The sequence below is a fragment of the Aquimarina sp. Aq78 genome, from assembly GCF_900299525.1.
Lineage (GTDB): Bacteria > Bacteroidota > Bacteroidia > Flavobacteriales > Flavobacteriaceae > Aquimarina.
The window spans coordinates 767,737-788,892 of the sequence record NZ_OMKA01000001.1 but is presented as its reverse complement, the minus strand read 5'-3'; the positions used below and the strand labels follow the sequence as shown (position 1 = coordinate 788,892).

Here is a 21,156-nt window from a genome sequence, read left to right as displayed (position 1 = left end):
CTTTATTTGGGAGAGTATATATAATGAGTACTTTTATATTAAATTTCGATTATAGTAGATTCTCCAGAACTACAATCTTTACAAGTCCATTGCCAAAATTCGTTCAATTTTATTTTTCCATCTTCAATATATTCTGGGTATGATTTACACTTTCCAGTCATTAACTCATATTCTTTATTTATATGTTGATACACAAATTCGAGATGATCATTAACCAATTTCCCTATCAAATTTCCCTTTATAATTTGTCCACCATCATAATTAGCCCAAATGATATTTTCATTTTGGCTATATCTGAAAATGGTTTCATCTGATACTTCTCCATTATTTGTATTAGATTGAGTCTTGAATTTTTTGTTATTTAAATCAATCTTCATTTTTTAATTTTATTACATTTATGATTAGTGAATTATCCATAAATTATTTAAACTTTTGAAACAGAGCATATATCAAAATTATCAATTTTTATTTTGTATCCAGTAAGCATTATAAAATAATAAAGAGAAGTATATATAATATTATGCCAAATTTCATTTTTTTGAGCCAGATTACTCATTTTTGAAATCTAAAGAAACCAGAAGTGTTATACATCTGAATCAGAAAAATTTAAATAAAAAAAGAAGAATTACAAAGTATACTAAAGAGAGAAAAAATAGACGTTACTCAAACAAATCAGAACTTAGGTATCGGTCTCCGCGATCACAAATAATAGCAACCAGCACGCCACTTTTTAGAGTTTTTGCTAGTTTTAAAGCAGCGGTAACAGAACCACCACTACTCATACCAGAGAAAACGCCTTCTTCTTTTGCTAATCGTTTTGCCATATCAGTGGCTTCTTCCTGGCTTACTTCGATAACCTGATCTACTTTATTTGGATTAAAAATCTTAGGAAGGTATTCTTTTGGCCATTTACGTATTCCGGGAATTCTGGATTCGTCGGTAGGTTGTACTCCGACAATTTGTATATCTTTTGATTGTTCTTTGAGGTAAGTAGATGTTCCCATAATCGTTCCTGTGGTCCCCATAGAGGATACAAAATGTGTGATTTTACCTTGAGTATCTTTCCAGATTTCTGGTCCGGTAGTTTTGTAATGGGCGCGCCAATTATCATCATTAGCAAATTGATTAAGCATTACATACCCTTCTTTATTAACTTTATTTTCTGCATAATCTCTTGAGCCTTCTATCCCTATATCTGCAGAGGTAAGTGTTACTTTTGCGCCAAATGCACGCATGGTCTGCACTCGTTCTTTGGTAGAATTCTCGGGCATTACCAATTCAATATCCAGTTTAAAAATTCCTGCGATCATTGCCAAAGCAATTCCTGTGTTACCACTTGTTGCTTCGATAAGTCTAGTGTTTTGATCAATATCGCCACGATCCAAGGCAGATTGAATCATATTATAAGCGGCACGATCTTTAACACTTCCTCCTGGATTATGGCCTTCTAATTTTAGATATAATGTAATATTTGGGTTGTCGATTAGGGAAGAAGCCTTTACCAAAGGTGTATTTCCTATCAGGTCTAAAATAGTATGTGACATTAAATAACTTTTTTGATCTTAATTTCTGATGTATTTGAAATAATCGAATTTTCGGGAACCGAAGAAGTAATCCATGCATTACCCCCAATAGTACTATTAGCTCCAATAATGGTACTTCCACCTAATATAGTCGCGTTAGCATAGATGGTTACATTGTTCTCTACAGTTGGGTGACGTTTTACATTACGAAGTTTTCTGTCTACATATAATCCACCTAGAGTTACTCCTTGATATATCTTAACATTATCTTTTATAATTACTGTTTCTCCGATAACAATACCTGTTGCATGATCAATAAAAAACGATTCTCCGATTTCTGCTCCCGGGTTAATGTCGGTACCTGTTAATCGATGTGAATATTCTGTCATTAAACGAGGGACAAGAGGTAAACCAAATAGAAGAAGCTCATGGCTTAATCTATAGATTGCTATGGCATAAAACCCAGGGTAGGCCATATATATTTCTTCTATAGAGTTTGCTGCCGGATCACTTTTCATAAAGGCCTGCGCATCCAGGTTTAGTTTTTCTAGTATGCCAGGTAGCTTCTCTAGATATGATTGCCAAAGTTTACTACATGGTTTCTCGGTTTCCCAACAAGCTAAATCTACAAGCTGTTCAAAAGTTTTTTCAAGACGATCTATATTTTTGGCTACTTCTGTATCTGTATCGAATAATGTATAGAAAAGTAATTTCGTAAAATATTCGGTTTTTTCTTTTAGCTCAAGTTTAAGATTTGGATTCTTTTTCTGCTCTTTTATCTTAGCTATAATTTGATCTCTTTCTTTAGTCATTACAGTTTATTTGAAAACTCTAGTAAATATATAGAATAAAAGGTATAAAAGTCTTTATAAATTGTAAATCCTTACATTTTTAAAATAATAATAACATTAGAAGGTCATAATCACTTGTATTCTATAATTTTTGGTTAAATTTTTATAATCATATAACATGCAACTAATGAATCATTATCGATAGATTTATGATTTAAATCATATTTGAAAGCTTTGTGTTTATATATTTTTACATCGATAAAAGATAAAAAGGTCTTTTTGTACTAATTTAAATCAATAACAACTATGTTATCTAAAAAACAAGCGCGAAATTTCTTTCTGGGAGGAACATTGGTCACTTTTTTAGCATTTATAGGATTGACAATATACTCTTTTAGTGAGGATCAGGATCAATCAAATTACTCTGAAATAACAGAACAGGTGGTGCGAGGAAAACACTTATGGGAAACCAACAATTGTATGGGATGTCATACTCTTCTAGGAGAGGGAGGATATTATGCTCCAGAACTAACCAAGGTCCTCGATAGAAGAGGAGAAGGGTATGTAAAAGCAGTATTAATGACTCCTGTTCCCTGGGCACCAAATGGTAGAAAGATGGTTGCCTACGGTTTCTCTGAAGAAGAAGCAAAAGATCTTATCGCCTTTTTTGATTGGATTGATGACATTGATCTAAATGGTTTTGATAGAGTTGTGTCGCCATTAGCAAAAGATGAAAACTAAATAACTTAAAAATATAGATAGATGAAATACAAATCGCAAAAAGTAGCATATTGGTTCTTTGCTTTATCCATGTTACTACTGGTCTTACAAATTACCTATGGATTTATTATGGGTTTTGCCCGTATTGGCCTGGATGGATTACATGATTTTATTCCCTTTAATACAGCTAGAGCTGTACATACAAATTTATTAGTAGTCTGGTTATTATCCGGTTTCATGGGGGCAGCATATTATATTATTCCCGAAGAAGCCCAACGTGAACTTGTAAATGTAAAATTGGCTTATGTACAATTAATTTCACTTGCGTTGGTTGGTGTTACCGCTATCGTTGGATACCACTTTAATTGGTGGGAGGGACGTAAGTTTTTAGAAATACCAAGACAATTAGATTTTTTGGTTGTTATTAATGTTCTACTCTTTTTAGGATTGATACTCATGACTCTCTTTAAAGGAAAACGCAGAACTACTACATCATTAGTACTATCTATGGGATTACTGTTTGCTGCTCTATTGTATCTGCCTGGGATGTTACCATTCGATAGCCAGGTGACTGATTCGTTCTTTCGTTGGTGGGTTGTACATTTATGGGTAGAAGGAGTTTGGGAACTTATTATGGGAGGTATACTTTCTTTCTTATTAATTAAGCTTACAGGAGTTGATAGAGAGGTTATAGAAAAATGGTTATATGTTATTGTGGGGCTAACTTTCTTATCAGGAGTTTTAGGTACCGGTCATCATTACTACTATATAGGGGTTAATAAAATATGGTTAATTGTAGGAGGTATATTTTCTGCTTTAGAGCCTCTGGCCTTTTTGGCAATGGCACTTTTTGCAGTAAATATGTATCGAAAAGGAGAGAAAAAACACCCTAATACCATAGCATTATTCTGGACTATAGGATCAGCAATTGTATCTTTTGTAGGAGCAGGACTATTAGGTTTCGCTCATACATTACCACAAACTAATTTATATACTCACGGAACTCTAGTTACTGCTATGCATGGTCACCTTGCTTTTTGGGGAGCATATGCAATGATCGTACTTGCGATTATAAGTTATTCTTTGCCAAATCTAACAGGAAGGAAATTATACAATAGCATAAGAGGAAGAGCTTCATTCTGGACATCAAATATAGGAATGATTGGTATGACAGTTGCATTTGGTGTGGCTGGCGTTGCTCAAGTATATTTAGAACGTAAGTTTAAAATGGAATTCATGGCAGTACAAGAAGAAATAAGCATTCACTTCGTCGTATTAATTCTTTGCGCAACACTATTCACTACTGGAATCATATTATATATAATTGATTTTATAAAACATGGTCGCCCTACTGATGAAGCTATGGAAGTTGATGAAATCTAATTGATATTAAAATATAGTTTTCTTTATTCAGAATAAGGCCTAAAAAGAACATGTTGTGTTTATGTATCTACCTTTCCCCCATATAATGTAGATGTACTATTGATGTTAAAGTGATAAAATGGTTTGATAGACTTCATTTGTCACTACTCATAACTTTTTAGGCCTTTTTCAATTTAAAAACAATAAAATTATGGACCATATTGCTCCCAACGGAAACAAAACAGCACTATCCAAAATGACTACTGAAGCACCAATTAGTCCCCCTTTTTATAAACCCATTGCCAAAGAGATAGAAGTTTTTGAACATTCTTATAAAAGCAAAATCCCATTTTTATTAAAAGGGCCTACAGGTACCGGTAAATCAAGATTTATCGAATATATGACATATCAATTGGGTAAGCCTCTAATTACAGTTAGTTGTCATGAAGAAACTTCTTCTACCGATTTAATCGGAAGGTACATTATCAAAGGAGCCGAGACCATCTGGCTGGATGGACCACTAACCACAGCAGTTAAAAAAGGAGCGATTCTTTATTTGGACGAAATTGCAGAAGCAAGACCAGATGTAATTGTTGCCATTCACTCACTTACAGATCATAGAAGAGAGTTGTTCATTGATAAGTTAGGAGAAACCATAAAAGCACATCCCGATTTTATGTTAGTCGCTTCTTTTAATCCCGGATATCAAAGAGGATTTAAAGAATTAAAACCTTCAACGAGGCAACGTTTTGTAGCGGTATCTTTTGATTACCCAGAGTCCAAAATTGAAACTGATATTTTGATAAATGAAACAGATATTCTTCCGGCAGATGCTAAGAAATTGGTAAACATTGCAAACAAAATAAGAAACTTAACCGAGTTAGGTCTAACCGAAACCGTTTCGACACGATTGCTGGTTGATGCAGCAAAATTAATCCATTCTGGATTACCAAAACGTCTTGCAGTACATGTAGCTATTGTAGAGCCTCTCACAGATGATCTAGAGGTGATAAGTGCTTTAAAAGATCTGTGTGATTTGATGATATAATTTAAAATGCAGAATGTTTGGTAATGAGTGTTTAGCTACTCTAAACCAAAATGTAACATATCAATACTAAAATCATGTTTGAGTTTGAACCAGATGAATATATTTTTACCAAATTTGCCCATTATTTCAAGCGTCGCAGAAAGAAAAAAGAAGCAAATTTAACTTACGCAGTAAAGTTAAACGATGTAAAACCTCGTTTGACCATTTTTGCAAGAGCTATTACGGGTAAGTCTATAGAAATTTATGAAGCAGAAAGAGAAGGTGGTTATAAAAATAATAACTTCTTTCTACCTTCAAAATATGCTGAATTTTTAACGATCGAAGAAAATATTTCTTTTTATCTGTTTAGAGTATTATACCTGGCTACTCAAAAAAACTTGGATTTGAACTGGAATGATACTTTAGAACATTCAGTAGAAGAATCCCGAATACTAGCCTCAGATACTTCATCAAAAGTGTTAAAACATTTATTTGAAGAATTCCCGATCACCGAGAATTATTTCCAAAAATTCATAGCGTATTATGCTGGAAAAACTAAAAAAGACACACAAATAGATTATTCATTTATTTATGGAAAGTGGATGCGCAATATTCCTGAAGGAATGCTTAATGAAACTTTGAATAATTTTACTGAAAAAATAAAAACTGCCAACCCAGAGCAGCCAAAAACAACTTTGAAAGCTAATGCTGTAGAAGAAATAATTTCGATTCAAGTAGATGAAAAACAAGTAGAAGATGCTGTTTTGCAACATCAGTTTGAAAAGGTGGAAACGGCAGATGAATTTGGAGGGAATTTCAAAAACATGGATGGGGATGATGAGTTAGATGATCATGCTAATGCTTTAGAAGATTTAAATATGAAGTACACTGTGCGAGTTGATGACACAGCACATTCTGTTTATCAGGCAGATTTCATTGAAAATACAACTATAGCAGAAAGTGCAGAAAGAAATGAAAAAGGGTATTTTATCCCTTATGATGAATGGAATTATGCAAAGCGTACTTATAAAGACAATTTTTGTAAAGTATATCCCAAAACCATACTAAAAACAGATGTTGGATATTATAAAAAAACAATATCGAAAAATGGATCTACACTGCTTGGTCTAAGAAAAATGTTGACCACAGTTAATAATAAATATCAACAACAACGAAGACAGACACAAGGAGAGGAGTTTGATTTAGATGCCATAACCGATTTGTTTGTCGATGTACATTCTGGTATAACTCCATCAGAGAAAATATATTTATCAAAACAAAAAAAAGAAAAAGATCTATCTATTTTACTGTTGTTAGACATTAGCTTATCTAGCGATGGTTATGCTGCCGGTAATCGAGTTATCGATGTAGAAAAACAAGTTTCCATTCTTTTCGGTGAAATATTAAATGAATTTAATATCGATTTCTCGATCAATTGTTTCTATTCTAAAACCAGAAATCATTCTAGTTACATAACGATTAAAGGTTTTGATGATCACTGGAGTAAAGCAAAATTTAAAATAGGAGCCGTAGAACCTGGAGGATATACTCGTATTGGACCCGCACTTCGACATTCGGGGGCATTGTTGGATAAAAGAAATACTAAGAATAAATGGATTATTCTTATTTCTGATGGAAAACCAAATGATTATGATAGATATGAAGGAAAATATGGTATCAATGATATAAAACAAGCCTTACGAGAACTCAATGAACGTCAAATAAATTCGTATGCCCTGGCAATTGAAGCACAGGCAAAATATTATTTACCGCAAATGTTTGGACAAAACCATTATCAAATTTTAACAACACCAGTAGAGCTATTACAATCATTAGTAAAACTCTACGAGAAGATTAAACACCAAAATTAAATGAACTCTTTTTTGCCAGAAGTAGAAAAATTACCAGAGGGACACCCGGTAAAAGTGTATTATCAGGAAAGTGAACTAATACAGGAATTACTATTAGAATTGTATGAAGTAGATGCTGTAGTAGATTTTCAAAAGTACTTCAATATGTTTAACCAGTTAACAACTATAGAAAAACGATTTGCTCGAAAAGAGAACCAGCTATTTCCGTATTTAGAAAAACATGGTTGGAACGGCCCGAGCCGTGGTATGTGGTCTTTTCATGACAATTTAAGAGATCAAATTAGATTGCTAAATACACATAATACTGAGAAAAATACTTCTAAAATTACAGAAAATCTTCCGTATTTGATTGAAGGAATAAAACACCTTTTAAGTATTGAAGATATGCGATTATTTCCTATTGCTATGCAAATACTTAGTGAAGAAGACTGGAAAGAATTTTATGAAGGAGATGAAGAAATGGGATGGATGTTACCTCAAAAACCAAAACCATATCCCGCAATAGAATCAGAATATATTCATCCAAGCAAGGATTTTACCGAACGTGATTTACCATTTTCTCTAGAAGACACTTTTCACTATGATGAGGGCTATATGACTCCAAATCAGGTAAACTTATTGCTTCGTTATTTACCTGTTGATATTACTTATGTAGATGAAAACGACAAAGTTATTTTTTATAACCGGGGAGAGGATCGTGTTTTTCCCCGAAGCAAAGGAATTATAGGAAGAGAAGTTCGTTTTTGTCATCCTCCAAAAAGTGTAGACATGGTATTACGTATTGTAGATGAATTTAGAGCAGGAACAAAAGATGTGGCAGAATTCTGGTTTAATTACAGAGGCCAGATAATTCATATCCGATATTTTGCAATTAGAGACAATCACAAAAATTATAAAGGAGTTATCGAAATGTCTCAGGATGTAACCGAAATTCAAAAATTGAAAGGAGAAAAACGACTGTTAGATTGGGATTGAAAAACATAGATATAAACAATCCTTAGATAGAATCGTAAACAATTTAGTGAAGGAAGTATAAAAAAGATAAATGAAACAAGAACCTATTAACTATAGAAATATATACTATCCACCAGGAGGAATCCTTATGTGGATCATTGTTTTTTTAGAATTAATAACTTTTGGAATGGCTGTAGTAGCAATGGTATACTGTGGCAAACAAGAACCTGAAATTTTTCATGAATCAAGATTATTGTTAAATCCGGTCTACGGAATTATCAATACTATTCTTTTAATTACCAGTGGTTTTTGCATGGCTATTTCTGTTCATTATTTAAAAATCAATACCCTTCAAAAATCCAAAGTACTATTGTTAGCAACAATGCTGTTTGGGATGTTATTTTTAATAGTAAAAACCTTTGAATACAACGAAAAAATAAACCTAGGCCTTGACATTAATCATGATTTGTTTTTTACCTTTTATTGGTTACTTACGTTATTTCATGTCATACATGTTATTGTTGGCTTGGTGATATTAGGCTCTGTTTACTTTGGACTAAGAAAAGAGAAAACAAATATAGAAGATGTTGAGGCAAGTGCTACGTTTTGGCATATGTGTGATCTAATATGGTTATTAATTTTTCCTGTCATCTATTTGTTTTTTTGATAAAAAACGGCATTTCTATTTTAAGAGCTATACAATAATTTAAAAAGATATCCCCATGAAAAAAAGCATAACTATTACTTACATATTTTTAATACTACTAACCGTTGTTTCGGGAATAATTTCTGGAGTGATAAATAAAAATATCTCTTTTATAATTTTACTATTATCTGCATTAAAATTTATCGGTGTATCGTTTTATTTTATGGACTTAAAAAAAGCGCATACCTTTTGGAAATCTATTATAATAGGTTATGTAATAGCATTGATTATCATTGTTTTAATGATATGATAGTGTTGCTGTATAACTACTGTGAATTGAACCAGAATATGCATAAATAATACTTTGGAAATTCAAAACAAATTTTGGATACATTAACTGATATTTATCATAATTATTTTATGAGTTAGATTCTATCTTTAGTATAGAATTTAAACCTAATAGAATGAAAAAAAGAACACCTGTTTCCAAAATTATGACTTCCGATGTAATTACCTTAAATCACACCAATGGTTTAGAAACAGCGGAAATGCTATTTAAAGAAAATAATATCCGTCATATTCCTGTAGTTAGTGGTGATGCTATTATTGGTATGTTAAGTTATACAGATTTACTACGTATAAGTTTTGCAGATGCAGTAGATGTAGAAGAACATGATGTTGATACTGTAGTTTATGAAATGTTTACTATAGAACAGGTAATGGCAAAAAACCTAATTAGCGTAAACTCTAATACTACAATCAAGGAAGTTGCAGAAATATTATCGAAAAAAGAATTTCATGCACTGCCAGTAGTAGACAATGATAAGCTAGTAGGTATAGTAACCACGACAGATTTGATAAATTATTTAATAGACCAATTCTAGTAACTCGGTTTTTAGGAATGTAAAGAATGGGAAGTAATAAGCTTCCCATTTTTGTTAAAATAACTCAAGGTCTTGATCTATCTTATACCATAAAATTTAGTTAAACTTCTATAGAGAAAACAGATTTTAGTATTTTTAAGATCAAAGTATATTTTATGAGTACCATACCAAAAACAATATTTGAATTTTTAAAAGATTTAAAAGAGAACAATCATCGAGATTGGATGACAGAAAATAAGAAACAATATCAGAGTAATGAAAAAATACTCAAAACGTTTTATGCATCTGTAGTTGAACGATTAAGTGAGAAAGATGAGATCGAAAAAACTAAAGTATTTAGAATTAACAGAGATGTTCGTTTTAGTAAAAATAAAACGCCATATAATGTACATCGCAGTGTAAGTTTTAGCAGGGCAGGAGCACATAGGCGAGGAGGCTATTATCTACGGTTAGAGCCTGGTAATTCGCTTATGGCAGGAGGTTTTTTTAGCCCAGAATCGGCAGATTTATTGCGTGTTAGGAAAGAATTCGAAATGGATGATCAAGAGATTCGCGAAATATTATCAAATGCAGATTTTAAGAAAGCATTTAATGGTTTTGACTCTTCAAACCAGGTAAAAACAGCTCCTAAAGGATTTAGTAAAGATCATCCTAATATTGATTTGATCAAAAATAAATCATTTTTTGTTGCTCATAATTTTACAGATGCTGAGGTTTTTGCACCTGATTTTTTGGATAAAGTAGTATATCATTATGAACTACTAAGGCCATTTTTTGACTACATGAGTGATGTGCTTACTACTGACCTTAATGGTGTTTCTTTAATTGATTAAAGAATAATAGAAACAATTATATGATCAAGATAGTCTAAGTTTGATATTTTAAAAATAGTTTTACCATTAATATTGGAAAATTCTGTGAGGTTTTTTTGATCTTAAAATGATTTAAAAACCTCACAGATATAACTGTCAGTGAACAACGAGCTATTCGATCTTGATTTGATGTTGTCGTTTTAACTTATGTTATAATAAAAATATAACAGGAACTAAACCTGACTCATTCCTCCATCGACTTCCAATTCTACACCATTGATATAAGATGCATCATCTGATGCCAGAAATAATGCAGATTTAGCAATTTCTTCAGGAGTTCCAAAACGACCTAATGGTACTTGATTAGCAAAACCTTTTCCCATTTCTTCTGAAACATCTTTCGGTAGTCCCATTTTACTAAAAATAGGAGTATTAATAGGCCCTGGAGAAATAGAATTAACGCGAATACTTCTGGATTTCACTTCTGATGTTAAAACCCGTTGATAAGCGCGTAATGCACCCTTGGTAGCAGAATATATAGCCAGGCCATCAAAGGCTCGATGTGTTACTACAGAGTTATTAAAAAGGATTGTACCTTCATCATTAATGTGTGGTAATGCTTCTTTAATGGCTAATATTGGCCCTTTCACATTAATGTTAAAGATCTCTTCATAATGTTCTTCTGTGATCTCATGTGTTGGAGTAGGGTGTAAAACGACACCCGCATTAAGAAATAGGATATCAATTTTACCATACTTATCGATAGCTTCCTTGATTAATCTTTTATTATCCTCTGGTTTGGCTACATCTGCAGTAACGGTTATAAAATCCCCTACAAGTGTTTCTGAAACTTCATCCAATGCTTCCTGGCGTCTTCCTGAGAGTACCACTTTGGCACCTTCTTGTAAATACAGCTTGGCCGTTGCTAATCCGATTCCGCTATTCGCTCCTGTAATAACGGCTACTTTGTTGTGCAGTTTTTTCATTCTAATTGTTTTTTGTTAATAAATTTTACCTGAGGCAATTATTTAAATATGTTAAACATAAATATGACAATCCGATAACTTCTTTATAGGATTTCTACCGAGGGAAGTAGAACTAGAACTATTTTATCGAATGGAAACCATCATTGTAATTATGTAAATGATGTATACTGTTAGAATTAAGTTTGTGTGTTAAGAAATTCTTGGAATTGAAGAATAAGTGATATATCCAAATGAATAAACCTGAGGTTGGCTTACTATTCTGAAATATTATTGTTTTATGATGAGCATAGTTATACCTGTTTGTTTTAACAGGTAATTTTTTTTTGAAGAAATTCCTATATAATTCTGTTAGATAGGGCCATTTGTGGGTATCATTTTTTTCTCCCATAGTATAGTAGTTTTAAGAAGTATATACCAGATGGGATTTGTCTGGAGATTGTGCAAAAAAAACAGATGTTTTTTATATATTTAATTGGTTTTGAGGTGATAATATACAAATAATCAAAATGTTATGCAAAAACTGATATTGAGAGTCTTTGTGGATTCGTGATATTAAGAAAATTATAAAAAGAATTAAAGCAAATTTAAAAAGGCTGATTTTGATAAAAATCAGCCTTTTTTTACTGAGTGGTATTTTATATTTGGCTTAGTCCACCATCAATTTCTAAATCCACACCATTAATAAAAGATGCATCTTCTGAAGCTAGAAATAATGCTGATTTTGCAACTTCTTCAGAAGTTCCGAAACGACCTAATGGTACTTGTTGAGCAAAACCTTTACCCATTTCTTCTACAACATCTTCTGGCAATCCCATTTTACCATAAAGAGGTGTTTCTATAGGCCCTGGTGCAATAGAATTAACGCGAATACCTCTAGACTTTACTTCAGAGGTTAAAACACGCTGGTAAGCTCGTAATGCTCCTTTGGTTGCAGAATAGACGCCTAATCCATCAAACCCCTTTTGAGTAACAATAGAATTAGTGAATAATATAGTTCCACCATCATTTATATGTGGTAAAGCTTCTTTGGTAGCTAATATTGGCCCTTTTACATTAGTATTAAATAGAGTATCGTAATGCTCTTCTGTTATTTCATGTGCAGGTGCTACTGGTGCAATTCCTGCGTTTAGGAAGAGAATATCAATTTTTCCGTACTTAGTAGTCGCTTCTTCAATTAATCTTTTGTTATCCTCTGCGTTGGCTACATCGGCTTTTATGGTAATAAAATCACCTTCAAGAGCTTCTGCAACTTGATCCAATGCCTCTTGGCGTCTTCCCGAAAGTACCACTTTGGCTCCTTCCTGTAAATACAGTTTTGCTGTTGCCAATCCTATTCCGCTGTTGGCTCCCGTTATTACTGCCACTTTGTTTTGTAACTTTTTCATTGTATTATTTTTGTGTTTATAAATAGTTTATTTGAAACAATCGTTTCAAAATAGATTAAAAAAATTTAGTATAGTACTTTAAGTATGGTGCGAATGAGATTTCTTAAATCTTCTTCATTTTTGTTTAGTATTCCCGTCATTCTAAGTCCTTGTATAGATGAAAAGAGGTAAAGTGCGTATTGGCTGGCTGTTTGGTTCTGGTTAAAAATCTTTTCCATTTGTCCTTTGGTCACGATATCTTCTAGCATCGCAATCATCCGATCTTGGTTTTTTTCCATAAAAGATTTGATCAAAGGCTCCTGGTTTGTCATTTCAGATTTACAATTGATAACCAAACAACCTTTACGATCATTGTCATTAATAATTTCATGAACGTATAAATTAAAAATTGCTTCTACAGCTTCAGTAGCATTATAAGATTGTGCTAATTTTTGGCTAAAATTGTTTCCATACAAAGATTGGTAATGCGAAAGAACTTCCATGAACATATTCAATTTACTACCAAAAGAATTATAAATACTTGATCGATTTAAAGAAGTTGCATCTACCAAATCTTGCATAGAAGTGCCATTATATCCCTTTTTATGAAATACTTCGGTAGCTTTTTGCAAAACTGTGTTTCTATCAAATGTTTCTACTTTTGGCATACTTTAATTGAAATGATCGTTTCAAAAATAATTAAAATTTGCAATGCGTATTGTTATAAAAATCATAAAATTTATAAAACCAGTTTCATCATCATATCCGTTTGGAGATCTGTTCCCAGCATAAATTGGTGGGTATCAAAGATTTTAAAACCATTTCTTTTATAAAATTTTATTGCTCCGGGGTTTTTCTCCCAGACACCTAACCAGATAAACTCAATAGATTTTTCTTTTGCTATTTGTAAGACTTTTTGAAAGAGTAATTGTCCAATTTTTTTTCCCTGATATTCTTTTACAACATATATTCGTTCTATTTCCAGGGCACTACCTTCTACTGGTTCTGTCTGGGCGTTACCAGAGTTTATTTTAATATATCCTGCAATTTGGCTATTAATCCATGCAAAGTAAAATTTGGATTTTGGATTATGAAGCTCTTGTGTAATGTTATCTAAAGTGAATTTTTCATCAAGGTAACTACTAATATTTTCTTCTGTGTTATGAGGAGGTCCAAAAGCATCATAAAATGTCTGACGCCCGATATCCAATAATTTATGGCTATCCTTGGGTTGTACTGGTTTGATTAGAACTTCTGGTAATCTCATTTTGATACTGAATTAATTGAACACTAATTTTTTTTAAATCTATACAATATCATCACGACATTTACAATTACCAAATTTTGGAAACTTAGAAAATAAAAATTGTGATTGCAACGGTTAATTAATAAGCATGAAAGACCAAAGTGAATGTATCATTCCGATTTTTAACTAGATAATTCGTTTGATCACTCTTAATTTATGAGTATGTGTGCGTTTTTCGGGGTTATAAATCCCAGTGTGATCTATACGATCTACACGTACTTTACCATGAGCATGGATGATGTAATTATCTTTCATTATAATACCCACGTGGGTAATTGCACCTTCTTCATTATCAAAAAATGCCAGATCTCCAGGTTCACTTTCTTCAATAAAACTTAGTGGATCCCCTTGCGTTGCTTGTTGAGATGCATCTCTTAACAACTTATAGCCATTAAGTTTATATACCATTTGAGAAAACCCACTACAATCAATACCAAAATTTGTTTTTCCACCCCAGAGGTATGGAGCATTAAGAAATAGGAAAGCGGTATCCACTATATTTTCTTTGGATTGTTTTTCTACAATTGTAGTCCCTTCATATTGATGTCTAAAAAAATCTAATGCTTTTAGAGAAGCTCCGAGAGGGATAGGCATTAGTTGATTATCATCACAACTCACAAATTCGACCATATCTCCCACCATGCAAAGGGGGTGTTTATCGAATTTGTTATACTCTTCTTCGGTGATTTCTATGTATTGTTTGTTATCGACCCAGCCTTCGTAATGATCAAAAGCCAAACGAATTTTACTCCATTTTTTACGTTTTTCCAACACCTTAAAATGCTCGCCATATAATATTTGGGAAACCATTTCACTGGGATCCTGAGGCTCGAAACGTAATGGGACAATACTTAGATTACAAATACCGTATTGCATGAATTTTTATAGAAAATAGACGAATAAACGTCAGATATTAGACAATTATATTGAGATTCAGAAGAACAAAGTTAAGAGTAGAAGATTCTTCCCCTTAACTTTGATTTCCTGATTTACAATTATACTCTTTCGATTACCATAGCCGATGCACCACCACCACCATTACAGATAGCTGCAGCACCTATCTTGGCGTTATTTTGTTCTAATACATTGATTAGAGTAATCAATATTCGTACTCCAGAACACCCTAGTGGATGTCCCAGGGAAACGGCACCACCATTTACATTGGTATTAGTATCATCAAGTCCTAGGATTTTTTGATTAGCTAACCCAACAACAGAGAATGCTTCGTTAAATTCAAAGAAATCTACATCACCAAGAGCGATTCCTGCTTTTTCTATTGCTTTTGGTAATGCTTTTGCAGGAGCGGTAGTAAACCACTTTGGTTCTTGCGCAGCATCAGCATAACTTTTTATTTTTACAAGAGGTTCTAATCCAAGTTCTTTAGCTTTTTCGGCACTCATAACAACAACCGCTCCGGCTCCGTCATTAATTGTAGAAGCATTTGCAGCAGTAACTGTTCCTTCTTTAGAAAAAGCAGGACGTAAAGTAGGTATCTTTTCCATTTTTACGTTTTTATATTCCTCATCTTCAGTAATCATAACCGGTTCTCCACGACGCTGTGGTACTGCTACAGGAACTACTTCATTATTAAATTTACCATCTGCCCAAGCTTTTGCAGAACGTTCATAGGATTGGATAGCAAATGCATCCTGATCTTCTCTACTAAAATTATGTTCTGTTGCACAAAGATCTGCACAAACTCCCATTGCATTATGGTCATAAGCATCTACTAATCCATCTTTCTGCATCCCATCCTGCATAGTCTGAGGTCCAAATTTATGACCTGCTCTTAATCGCACATAATGAGGTATTAAACTCATGTTTTCCATTCCTCCGGCAACCACAATATCTGCATCACCCAAAGCAATAGTTTGTGCAGCGTGCATAACAGCTTTCATACCGCTAGAACATACTTTATTTACAGTTGTACAAGGAACAGTATCTTTGATACCTGCTCCTAATGCAGCTTGTCTGGCTGGAGCTTGACCGTTTCCGGCCTGAACTGCATTACCCATAAATACCTCCTGAACTAATGAAGGATCCAGATTTATTTTATCTAATGCACCTTTGATTGCAGTGGCTCCCAATTGAGTAGCTGGAACGGTAGACAGGCTACCCATAAAACTTCCAATTGGTGTACGTACTGCAGATACGATTACTACTTCTTTACTCATTATTTATGTTTTAAAAATGTGTGTATTGATTTTTGCGAATTTAGTGATTTTTAAAGGATATGCATAGCGAAGTTACTAACAAGAATACAAATATGGTACTGACTTATTTTTTATTACTTTTGAGTAATTTTATATAATAATACTTGTGAAACGAACAAGAATAAAGTTTTGCCATTGCATTTTATGAATTATAAACTAAAATGTTTGATAGGAGAACAACGCTATGAAGACTTTACAAGTAATATTAAATTTTTAATCAATGAACTATAATTGATTAAAAAAGACAATATCATGAAAAGATTTTTAAATAGATTATATAAAAGGCAATCCTCTATATATAGGATTTTTCTTTTTCTATGTACTACAGCACTCATTGTATATTTATTCCCTAAAGGAGGGATATTTAAATACGAATTTACAAAAGGTAAACCTTGGCAATATGAGAATTTATATGCTCCTTTTGATTTTGCCATTGCAAAAACCGAAGCAGAAATTGAAGCAGAGAAAAAACGAATTAATGATGATGTAATTCCTTATTTTGAATATGATACTATAATTGCCAATACCGCTAAAGAATCTTATGATAATGCATTTTCTAATTACTTAAAAGTACTTGATCAAAGCGGCAGTAGAGATCAGGCAAAACTTTTTGGTAGAATATTGCTAAATGATATATATAGACATGGAGTTTTACAGGAAAAATACTCTTATGATGATGACAGGCAAATTTTTTTAAATAAAGGAAATACGGCAGAAGCAATAACATATGGCCAAATTCTAACCTCTGATGTTTTAACCAAAACAATTAATTCTCGTATTGATAAGAGTGAATATACAAAGTTTAAAAGTGATTATGTAGCTCTTTTTTATGACTTGGTAAAACCAAATGTTAGACTAAATAATAAGCTAACGGAGAGTACTTTAGAGATCGAATTAGAGAAAGTTCTTACTACAAGAGGAGGAGTATCCAGAGGGAGTAGGATTATAGCCAAAGGAGAGGTAGTAGAAGGAGATGAGCTGCAAATATTAAATTCATTAAAAGCAGAATATGAATCCCAGGTTTGGAGTGATAAAAACTTCTATTGGATCGTATTAGGGTATTGCTTATTGGTTTCATTAGCACTTATGATGCTTCTATTGTTTATTAAAAAATATCGATCAGATATATATGAAAACAATACTCAGGTAACTTTTATTTTCTTTAATGTTCTTTTCTTGGTATTGATAACCACGTTGGTGGTTAAATATCGATCAGATTATATCTATGTTGTTCCTTTGTGTATTCTTCCTTTGGTTCTTAAAGCATTTTTTGATTCGAGATTAGGATTGTTTACTCATGTAATTACGGTGCTTATATTAGGGTTTGTTGTCCCTAATAGCTATGAATATACTTTTTTACAAATTATAGCTGGAATTGTAACAATACTAACAATTTCAGAATCTTTTAAGAGGGCTAATTTATTTATTTCTGTAGGGCAGATCACATTAATTTATATTCTGGCATATATCGCGTTTCATATTATTCATGAAGGTAGTATAAGCAATATCGACTGGATTACAGTTGGATTGTTTGTGATAAGTGGGTTTGCAACTCTTATAGTACATCCTTTAATCTATGCTTATGAAAAGGTTTTTGGATTGATTTCTGATGTTTCACTATTAGAGCTTAGTGATACAAATTCTGTTTTACTTAAGGAATTGTCTAATAAAGCACCAGGGACATTTCACCATTCTCTTAATGTGGCTAATATTGCAGAAGCTGCAGCTAATGAAATAGGAGCTAATGCAATGCTGGTAAGGGTAGGAGCATTGTATCATGATATTGGTAAGATGGCAAATCCTACATATTTTACCGAAAATCAATCTGCCTCTGGTAATGCACATGATGTATTATCTCCAAAAGAGAGTGCAAAAATTATTATTGATCACGTGATAAGAGGTATAGAGATAGCCAAAAAAAATAACTTACCTGATCGTGTCATCGATTTTATTAGAACTCACCATGGGACTAGTACTGTTTACTATTTTTATAGTAAAGAAAAAGAAACTAATGAAAATGTAAATATTGAAGATTTCAGGTATCCCGGGCCAAGACCATTTTCTAAAGAAACTGCCATTTTGATGATGAGTGATAGTGTAGAAGCAGCTTCAAAAAGTCTTAAAAATCCAACAAGTAGTTTAATTGATTCTTTTGTAGAAAAAATAGTAAGTAAACAAATGGAAGATAATCAGTTTCTAAATGCCAATATTACTTTTAAAGAAATCCAACAGATAAAAAAAGTCTTTAAACGTAAATTAACCAATATTTATCATCTTAGAATAGAGTATCCAGAGTAATGGTTGAGTAAATAGTTAGAATTTAATTGTTTTTATTTATGGCATAACGTTTGATAAAATTGTTAAGTAATAATAAAGACAATTTCTATCAACATGAAAAAGTATTATATTCCTTTCATATTTTTAATATTAATAGTAATATTTCCGGTTTCTGCTCAAATTAGGGTTGTAGGAAAAGTATCTGTAAATATAAATCTTCCTGTTCCAGAAGTTGTGATTGTAAAAAGAAGATCAAAACGCCCTGTACCAAGGCAAAGACGTAAACCTCCTGTAATTGTCTCTACTTGTAATCCATGTAACCATAGTTTTGGGTCGATAAATAATCAAAATGGTCCTAACGGAAGATATGTATATCAAGTGATCAATGCTTCTTTATTACCTTCCGAAAATGTGGAAGAGCGTATAATATATAACCTAGATACAGGCGAGGTACTTGAGATAATTATTGTTACCGCCCATTCTAATGATTATAATTATCATTACTATAAGCCTGATTGTAATTGTTTTCAACATAATAATACTATCTTAGCAATACTCTTCAATGGAAAGGAGGTTCCTTTACGAGATGGAAGTTTATCTTTACAACCAAGGAATAATGGAAAATTCCATAGTGTTATTAATTTACATAGTATTTACCATGGTGATTTTAATGGCACAATAAACTTTTAGCGTAAATACTTTCGATCCATCCAAAAAGTTCCAAAGGGGATAATAGAGCAAGCCAAAACGATCATAAGCGTTTTGATGTTCCATTTTTTTTCTGGTTTCACAAGAAATGCAAATACAATATAAATTAGGAAAAGAAACCCATGAGCCATTCCTATAATTTGATTAGGTTCTGGAGATTCAAAAATATATTTTAAAGGCATGGTTACAAAGAGAATGAGTAGGTATGAAATACCCTCAAGGTAGCTTATTAGTCTGAAACTGGTAATCATAAAATTATTGGTGTTAAGTTATTTTTCTGAAGTATAATTTAATTCGAATACCTCTAGATTAAAATACGGTATAGCAGATAGTAAATGGTCAAAAATATCGGCCATTATTTGCTCATAGTTTTTCCAAACTTTATTATTACTAAAAGCATATATTTCTAAAGGTGTTCCTTGTGCAGAAGGAGGTAGTTGACGACTCATAATAGTCATTTCTTTATTGATAAACGGATGATTTTCTAGATATAATTCTACATACATTCTAAAAACCCCCATATTAGTCAGGTTTCTTCCATTCATCAATACACTTTTATCAATCTTAGATTCCTGGTTATAAGAGTCTATATCTTGTTGAATTCTAGTAAGGTAAGATTCGATAAGTTCAATTTTTTTTAATTTATTGAGATCGTCTTCAGATAAAAATGAAATGCTGGATGTTTTGATTAACAATGCTCTTTTAATTCTTCTTCCGCCAGAATTCATCATACCTCGCCAGTTTTTAAATGACTGTGATGTAAGGTAATATGTTGGGATTGTAGTGATAGTTTTGTCAAAATTCTGAACTTTTACTGAAGATAGATTAATCTCGATCACGTCTCCATCGGCTCCATATTTTTGCATAGTGATCCAATCCCCAATTCTAACGGTATCATTTACTGCTACTTGTATACTTGCAACAAACCCCAGAATTGTGTCTTTAAAAATTAGAAGAATAACTGCCGACATTGCTCCAAGAGCTGTTAAGAATGTCCATATTGATTTTCCTGTCATTGACGAGAATACCAGAATAGCCCCTATAAACCATACAAATATCATAAATACCTGTACGTAGCTATCGATGGGTTTATCTCTAAAAGAATCTAAAGATTTTAAAAAATCTCTAAACGTTCTAAGGATACTTCTTAAAATCCATATTGTCAATACAATAACCATGATGTTAAACAGGATTTCTAAGTATTTTTCTGCTGTAGGAAAAGCAATAAATAGCATAGGAACAATCCATACTGTTAGTGATAATGGTACTATATGTGCCAGGTAATCAAAAGTTTTATTTTTAACTAAATAATCGTCGAAAGTATTTTTAGATTTTGAAGCATAGCTTTTAAAGATGGCTACAATAACTTTTTTCATTACAAAATCTAATACAAAAAGTACAACTACCAGAATGCATATCCCTATAAGAAGGTTTAAGTATTCTGCTGTATTTTCTGAAATACCTTTTGAAACCAAAAGGTTGTAGAAGTAACGGGTTAAATCTTTCATGAATGTCTGGCACTAAAATTCATGCAAAAATATGATTCTAGCTTTTGATAAAGTAAATAAAAACGAAAGATTTTGTTTTTTTTAAGGTTATAGAAGAAGTAAGGAAACGTGAAAAGTTTATTTTTCTGCCATTTAAAGCAGAGTCGATGGACAATCATCTTTTACTATTGGTATATTTCGACTCTGCTCAATATGACAGAATGG

Annotated in this window: 22 protein-coding genes; 11 read left to right on the top strand and 11 right to left on the bottom strand. The window is 32.4% G+C overall.

What is annotated here, in order from left to right; genetic code table 11:
* Window positions 1-38 precede the first annotated feature (38 nt).
* The 3 genes from DG435_RS03360 to epsC all read right to left on the bottom strand — a co-directional run bounded on the left by DG435_RS03360 (window position 39) and on the right by epsC (window position 2,335).
* The gene (locus DG435_RS03360) at window positions 39-377 is read right to left on the bottom strand and encodes a n-acetylglutamate synthase (RefSeq protein ID WP_106793735.1); all 339 of its coding nucleotides are present in this window, start codon (window positions 375-377) and stop codon (window positions 39-41) included.
* Window positions 378-659: 282 nt separating this feature from the next.
* Window positions 660-1,544 carry a cysteine synthase CysM gene (gene cysM / locus DG435_RS03355; protein ID WP_106793736.1) on the bottom strand — a complete coding sequence of 295 codons (885 nt, stop codon included), beginning with the start codon at window positions 1,542-1,544 and terminating at the stop codon, window positions 660-662.
* A complete protein-coding gene (gene epsC / locus DG435_RS03350) occupies window positions 1,544-2,335 on the bottom strand; it encodes a serine O-acetyltransferase EpsC (RefSeq protein WP_106793737.1) in 792 nt (263 codons plus the stop codon). The genes cysM and epsC overlap by 1 nt, the downstream gene beginning before the upstream one ends.
* 285 nt (window positions 2,336-2,620) lie before the next feature.
* On the opposite strand from epsC, the gene DG435_RS03345 reads away from it, so the two are divergent.
* The 9 genes from DG435_RS03345 (at window position 2,621) to DG435_RS03305 (ending at window position 10,611) form a co-directional block, all read left to right on the top strand.
* Window positions 2,621-3,055: a cytochrome c gene (locus DG435_RS03345; protein WP_024769201.1), complete on the top strand. Its 435-nt coding sequence runs from the start codon at window positions 2,621-2,623 to the stop codon at window positions 3,053-3,055.
* Between the two features lie 21 nt (window positions 3,056-3,076).
* Window positions 3,077-4,417, top strand: a complete 1,341-nt coding sequence (locus tag DG435_RS03340) for a cbb3-type cytochrome c oxidase subunit I (RefSeq protein ID WP_106793738.1) — start codon at window positions 3,077-3,079, stop codon at window positions 4,415-4,417.
* A 190-nt stretch (window positions 4,418-4,607) separates the two neighbouring features.
* Window positions 4,608-5,444 (top strand): CbbQ/NirQ/NorQ/GpvN family protein, encoded by an 837-nt coding sequence (locus DG435_RS03335; RefSeq protein ID WP_304529328.1) that lies wholly within the window; start codon window positions 4,608-4,610, stop codon window positions 5,442-5,444.
* Between the two features lie 74 nt (window positions 5,445-5,518).
* Window positions 5,519-7,294, top strand: a complete 1,776-nt coding sequence (locus DG435_RS03330) for a nitric oxide reductase activation protein NorD (RefSeq protein ID WP_106793739.1) — start codon at window positions 5,519-5,521, stop codon at window positions 7,292-7,294.
* Complete coding sequence (locus DG435_RS03325; RefSeq protein ID WP_106793740.1) at window positions 7,295-8,269, top strand: DUF438 domain-containing protein; 975 nt, start codon at window positions 7,295-7,297, stop codon at window positions 8,267-8,269. It abuts the gene before it with no gap.
* 70 nt (window positions 8,270-8,339) lie between these two features.
* On the top strand, window positions 8,340-8,915 hold the full coding sequence (locus tag DG435_RS03320; protein ID WP_106793741.1) for a cytochrome c oxidase subunit 3: 576 nt from the start codon (window positions 8,340-8,342) through the stop codon (window positions 8,913-8,915).
* A 55-nt stretch (window positions 8,916-8,970) separates the two neighbouring features.
* Window positions 8,971-9,204, top strand: coding sequence for a cytochrome C oxidase subunit IV family protein (locus tag DG435_RS03315; protein WP_106793742.1), 234 nt, complete (start codon window positions 8,971-8,973; stop codon window positions 9,202-9,204).
* Between the two features lie 154 nt (window positions 9,205-9,358).
* On the top strand, window positions 9,359-9,778 hold the full coding sequence (locus tag DG435_RS03310) for a CBS domain-containing protein (RefSeq protein ID WP_024769208.1): 420 nt from the start codon (window positions 9,359-9,361) through the stop codon (window positions 9,776-9,778).
* Window positions 9,779-9,933: 155 nt separating this feature from the next.
* Window positions 9,934-10,611, top strand: a complete 678-nt coding sequence (locus tag DG435_RS03305; protein WP_106793743.1) for a DUF2461 domain-containing protein — start codon at window positions 9,934-9,936, stop codon at window positions 10,609-10,611.
* Between the two features lie 212 nt (window positions 10,612-10,823).
* Here the strand turns inward: DG435_RS03305 and DG435_RS03300 are convergent, their stop codons facing one another.
* The 6 genes from DG435_RS03300 to DG435_RS03275 form a co-directional block, all read right to left on the bottom strand.
* Window positions 10,824-11,576 (bottom strand): SDR family NAD(P)-dependent oxidoreductase, encoded by a 753-nt coding sequence (locus DG435_RS03300; RefSeq protein WP_106793744.1) that lies wholly within the window; start codon window positions 11,574-11,576, stop codon window positions 10,824-10,826.
* Window positions 11,577-12,211: 635 nt separating this feature from the next.
* Window positions 12,212-12,961, bottom strand: coding sequence for an SDR family NAD(P)-dependent oxidoreductase (locus DG435_RS03295; RefSeq protein ID WP_106793745.1), 750 nt, complete (start codon window positions 12,959-12,961; stop codon window positions 12,212-12,214).
* Window positions 12,962-13,026: 65 nt separating this feature from the next.
* Window positions 13,027-13,608: a TetR/AcrR family transcriptional regulator gene (locus DG435_RS03290; protein WP_106793746.1), complete on the bottom strand. Its 582-nt coding sequence runs from the start codon at window positions 13,606-13,608 to the stop codon at window positions 13,027-13,029.
* A 71-nt stretch (window positions 13,609-13,679) separates the two neighbouring features.
* The gene (locus DG435_RS03285; RefSeq protein ID WP_106793747.1) at window positions 13,680-14,207 is read right to left on the bottom strand and encodes a GNAT family N-acetyltransferase; all 528 of its coding nucleotides are present in this window, start codon (window positions 14,205-14,207) and stop codon (window positions 13,680-13,682) included.
* A gap of 165 nt (window positions 14,208-14,372) precedes the next feature.
* The gene (locus DG435_RS03280) at window positions 14,373-15,122 is read right to left on the bottom strand and encodes a C40 family peptidase (RefSeq protein ID WP_106793748.1); all 750 of its coding nucleotides are present in this window, start codon (window positions 15,120-15,122) and stop codon (window positions 14,373-14,375) included.
* Between the two features lie 119 nt (window positions 15,123-15,241).
* Window positions 15,242-16,420 carry an acetyl-CoA C-acyltransferase gene (locus tag DG435_RS03275; RefSeq protein ID WP_106793749.1) on the bottom strand — a complete coding sequence of 393 codons (1,179 nt, stop codon included), beginning with the start codon at window positions 16,418-16,420 and terminating at the stop codon, window positions 15,242-15,244.
* A gap of 291 nt (window positions 16,421-16,711) precedes the next feature.
* On the opposite strand from DG435_RS03275, the gene DG435_RS03270 reads away from it, so the two are divergent.
* Both DG435_RS03270 and DG435_RS03265 read left to right on the top strand, forming a co-directional pair.
* Window positions 16,712-18,757: an HD family phosphohydrolase gene (locus DG435_RS03270; protein ID WP_106793761.1), complete on the top strand. Its 2,046-nt coding sequence runs from the start codon at window positions 16,712-16,714 to the stop codon at window positions 18,755-18,757.
* A 93-nt stretch (window positions 18,758-18,850) separates the two neighbouring features.
* Window positions 18,851-19,426 carry a hypothetical protein gene (locus tag DG435_RS03265; RefSeq protein WP_106793750.1) on the top strand — a complete coding sequence of 192 codons (576 nt, stop codon included), beginning with the start codon at window positions 18,851-18,853 and terminating at the stop codon, window positions 19,424-19,426.
* Here DG435_RS03265 and DG435_RS03260 read toward each other — a convergent pair.
* The gene (locus DG435_RS03260; RefSeq protein WP_106793751.1) at window positions 19,423-19,695 is read right to left on the bottom strand and encodes a DUF3817 domain-containing protein; all 273 of its coding nucleotides are present in this window, start codon (window positions 19,693-19,695) and stop codon (window positions 19,423-19,425) included. The genes DG435_RS03265 and DG435_RS03260 overlap by 4 nt on opposite strands.
* An 18-nt stretch (window positions 19,696-19,713) precedes the next feature.
* Window positions 19,714-20,952: a mechanosensitive ion channel family protein gene (locus tag DG435_RS03255; protein WP_106793752.1), complete on the bottom strand. Its 1,239-nt coding sequence runs from the start codon at window positions 20,950-20,952 to the stop codon at window positions 19,714-19,716.
* Window positions 20,953-21,156 lie beyond the last annotated feature (204 nt).

Bases quoted from the DNA above. Each gene is read 5' to 3' on its own strand.
- DG435_RS03305 (WP_106793743.1), top strand. From the start codon at position 9,934: ATGAGTACCATACCAAAAACAATATTTGAATTTTTAAAAGATTTAAAA.
- DG435_RS03295 (WP_106793745.1), bottom strand. From the start codon at position 12,961: ATGAAAAAGTTACAAAACAAAGTGGCAGTAATAACGGGAGCCAACAGC.
- DG435_RS03270 (WP_106793761.1), top strand. From the start codon at position 16,712: ATGAAAAGATTTTTAAATAGATTATATAAAAGGCAATCCTCTATATAT.
- DG435_RS03285 (WP_106793747.1), bottom strand. From the start codon at position 14,207: ATGAGATTACCAGAAGTTCTAATCAAACCAGTACAACCCAAGGATAGC.
- DG435_RS03340 (WP_106793738.1), top strand. From the start codon at position 3,077: ATGAAATACAAATCGCAAAAAGTAGCATATTGGTTCTTTGCTTTATCC.
- DG435_RS03255 (WP_106793752.1), bottom strand. From the start codon at position 20,952: ATGAAAGATTTAACCCGTTACTTCTACAACCTTTTGGTTTCAAAAGGT.
- DG435_RS03330 (WP_106793739.1), top strand. From the start codon at position 5,519: ATGTTTGAGTTTGAACCAGATGAATATATTTTTACCAAATTTGCCCAT.
- DG435_RS03300 (WP_106793744.1), bottom strand. From the start codon at position 11,576: ATGAAAAAACTGCACAACAAAGTAGCCGTTATTACAGGAGCGAATAGC.
- DG435_RS03335 (WP_304529328.1), top strand. From the start codon at position 4,608: ATGGACCATATTGCTCCCAACGGAAACAAAACAGCACTATCCAAAATG.
- DG435_RS03280 (WP_106793748.1), bottom strand. From the start codon at position 15,122: ATGCAATACGGTATTTGTAATCTAAGTATTGTCCCATTACGTTTCGAG.
- DG435_RS03320 (WP_106793741.1), top strand. From the start codon at position 8,340: ATGAAACAAGAACCTATTAACTATAGAAATATATACTATCCACCAGGA.
- DG435_RS03290 (WP_106793746.1), bottom strand. From the start codon at position 13,608: ATGCCAAAAGTAGAAACATTTGATAGAAACACAGTTTTGCAAAAAGCT.
- cysM (WP_106793736.1), bottom strand. From the start codon at position 1,544: ATGTCACATACTATTTTAGACCTGATAGGAAATACACCTTTGGTAAAG.
- DG435_RS03265 (WP_106793750.1), top strand. From the start codon at position 18,851: ATGAAAAAGTATTATATTCCTTTCATATTTTTAATATTAATAGTAATA.
- DG435_RS03260 (WP_106793751.1), bottom strand. From the start codon at position 19,695: ATGATTACCAGTTTCAGACTAATAAGCTACCTTGAGGGTATTTCATAC.
- DG435_RS03345 (WP_024769201.1), top strand. From the start codon at position 2,621: ATGTTATCTAAAAAACAAGCGCGAAATTTCTTTCTGGGAGGAACATTG.
- DG435_RS03315 (WP_106793742.1), top strand. From the start codon at position 8,971: ATGAAAAAAAGCATAACTATTACTTACATATTTTTAATACTACTAACC.
- DG435_RS03325 (WP_106793740.1), top strand. From the start codon at position 7,295: ATGAACTCTTTTTTGCCAGAAGTAGAAAAATTACCAGAGGGACACCCG.
- DG435_RS03275 (WP_106793749.1), bottom strand. From the start codon at position 16,420: ATGAGTAAAGAAGTAGTAATCGTATCTGCAGTACGTACACCAATTGGA.
- epsC (WP_106793737.1), bottom strand. From the start codon at position 2,335: ATGACTAAAGAAAGAGATCAAATTATAGCTAAGATAAAAGAGCAGAAA.
- DG435_RS03310 (WP_024769208.1), top strand. From the start codon at position 9,359: ATGAAAAAAAGAACACCTGTTTCCAAAATTATGACTTCCGATGTAATT.
- DG435_RS03360 (WP_106793735.1), bottom strand. From the start codon at position 377: ATGAAGATTGATTTAAATAACAAAAAATTCAAGACTCAATCTAATACA.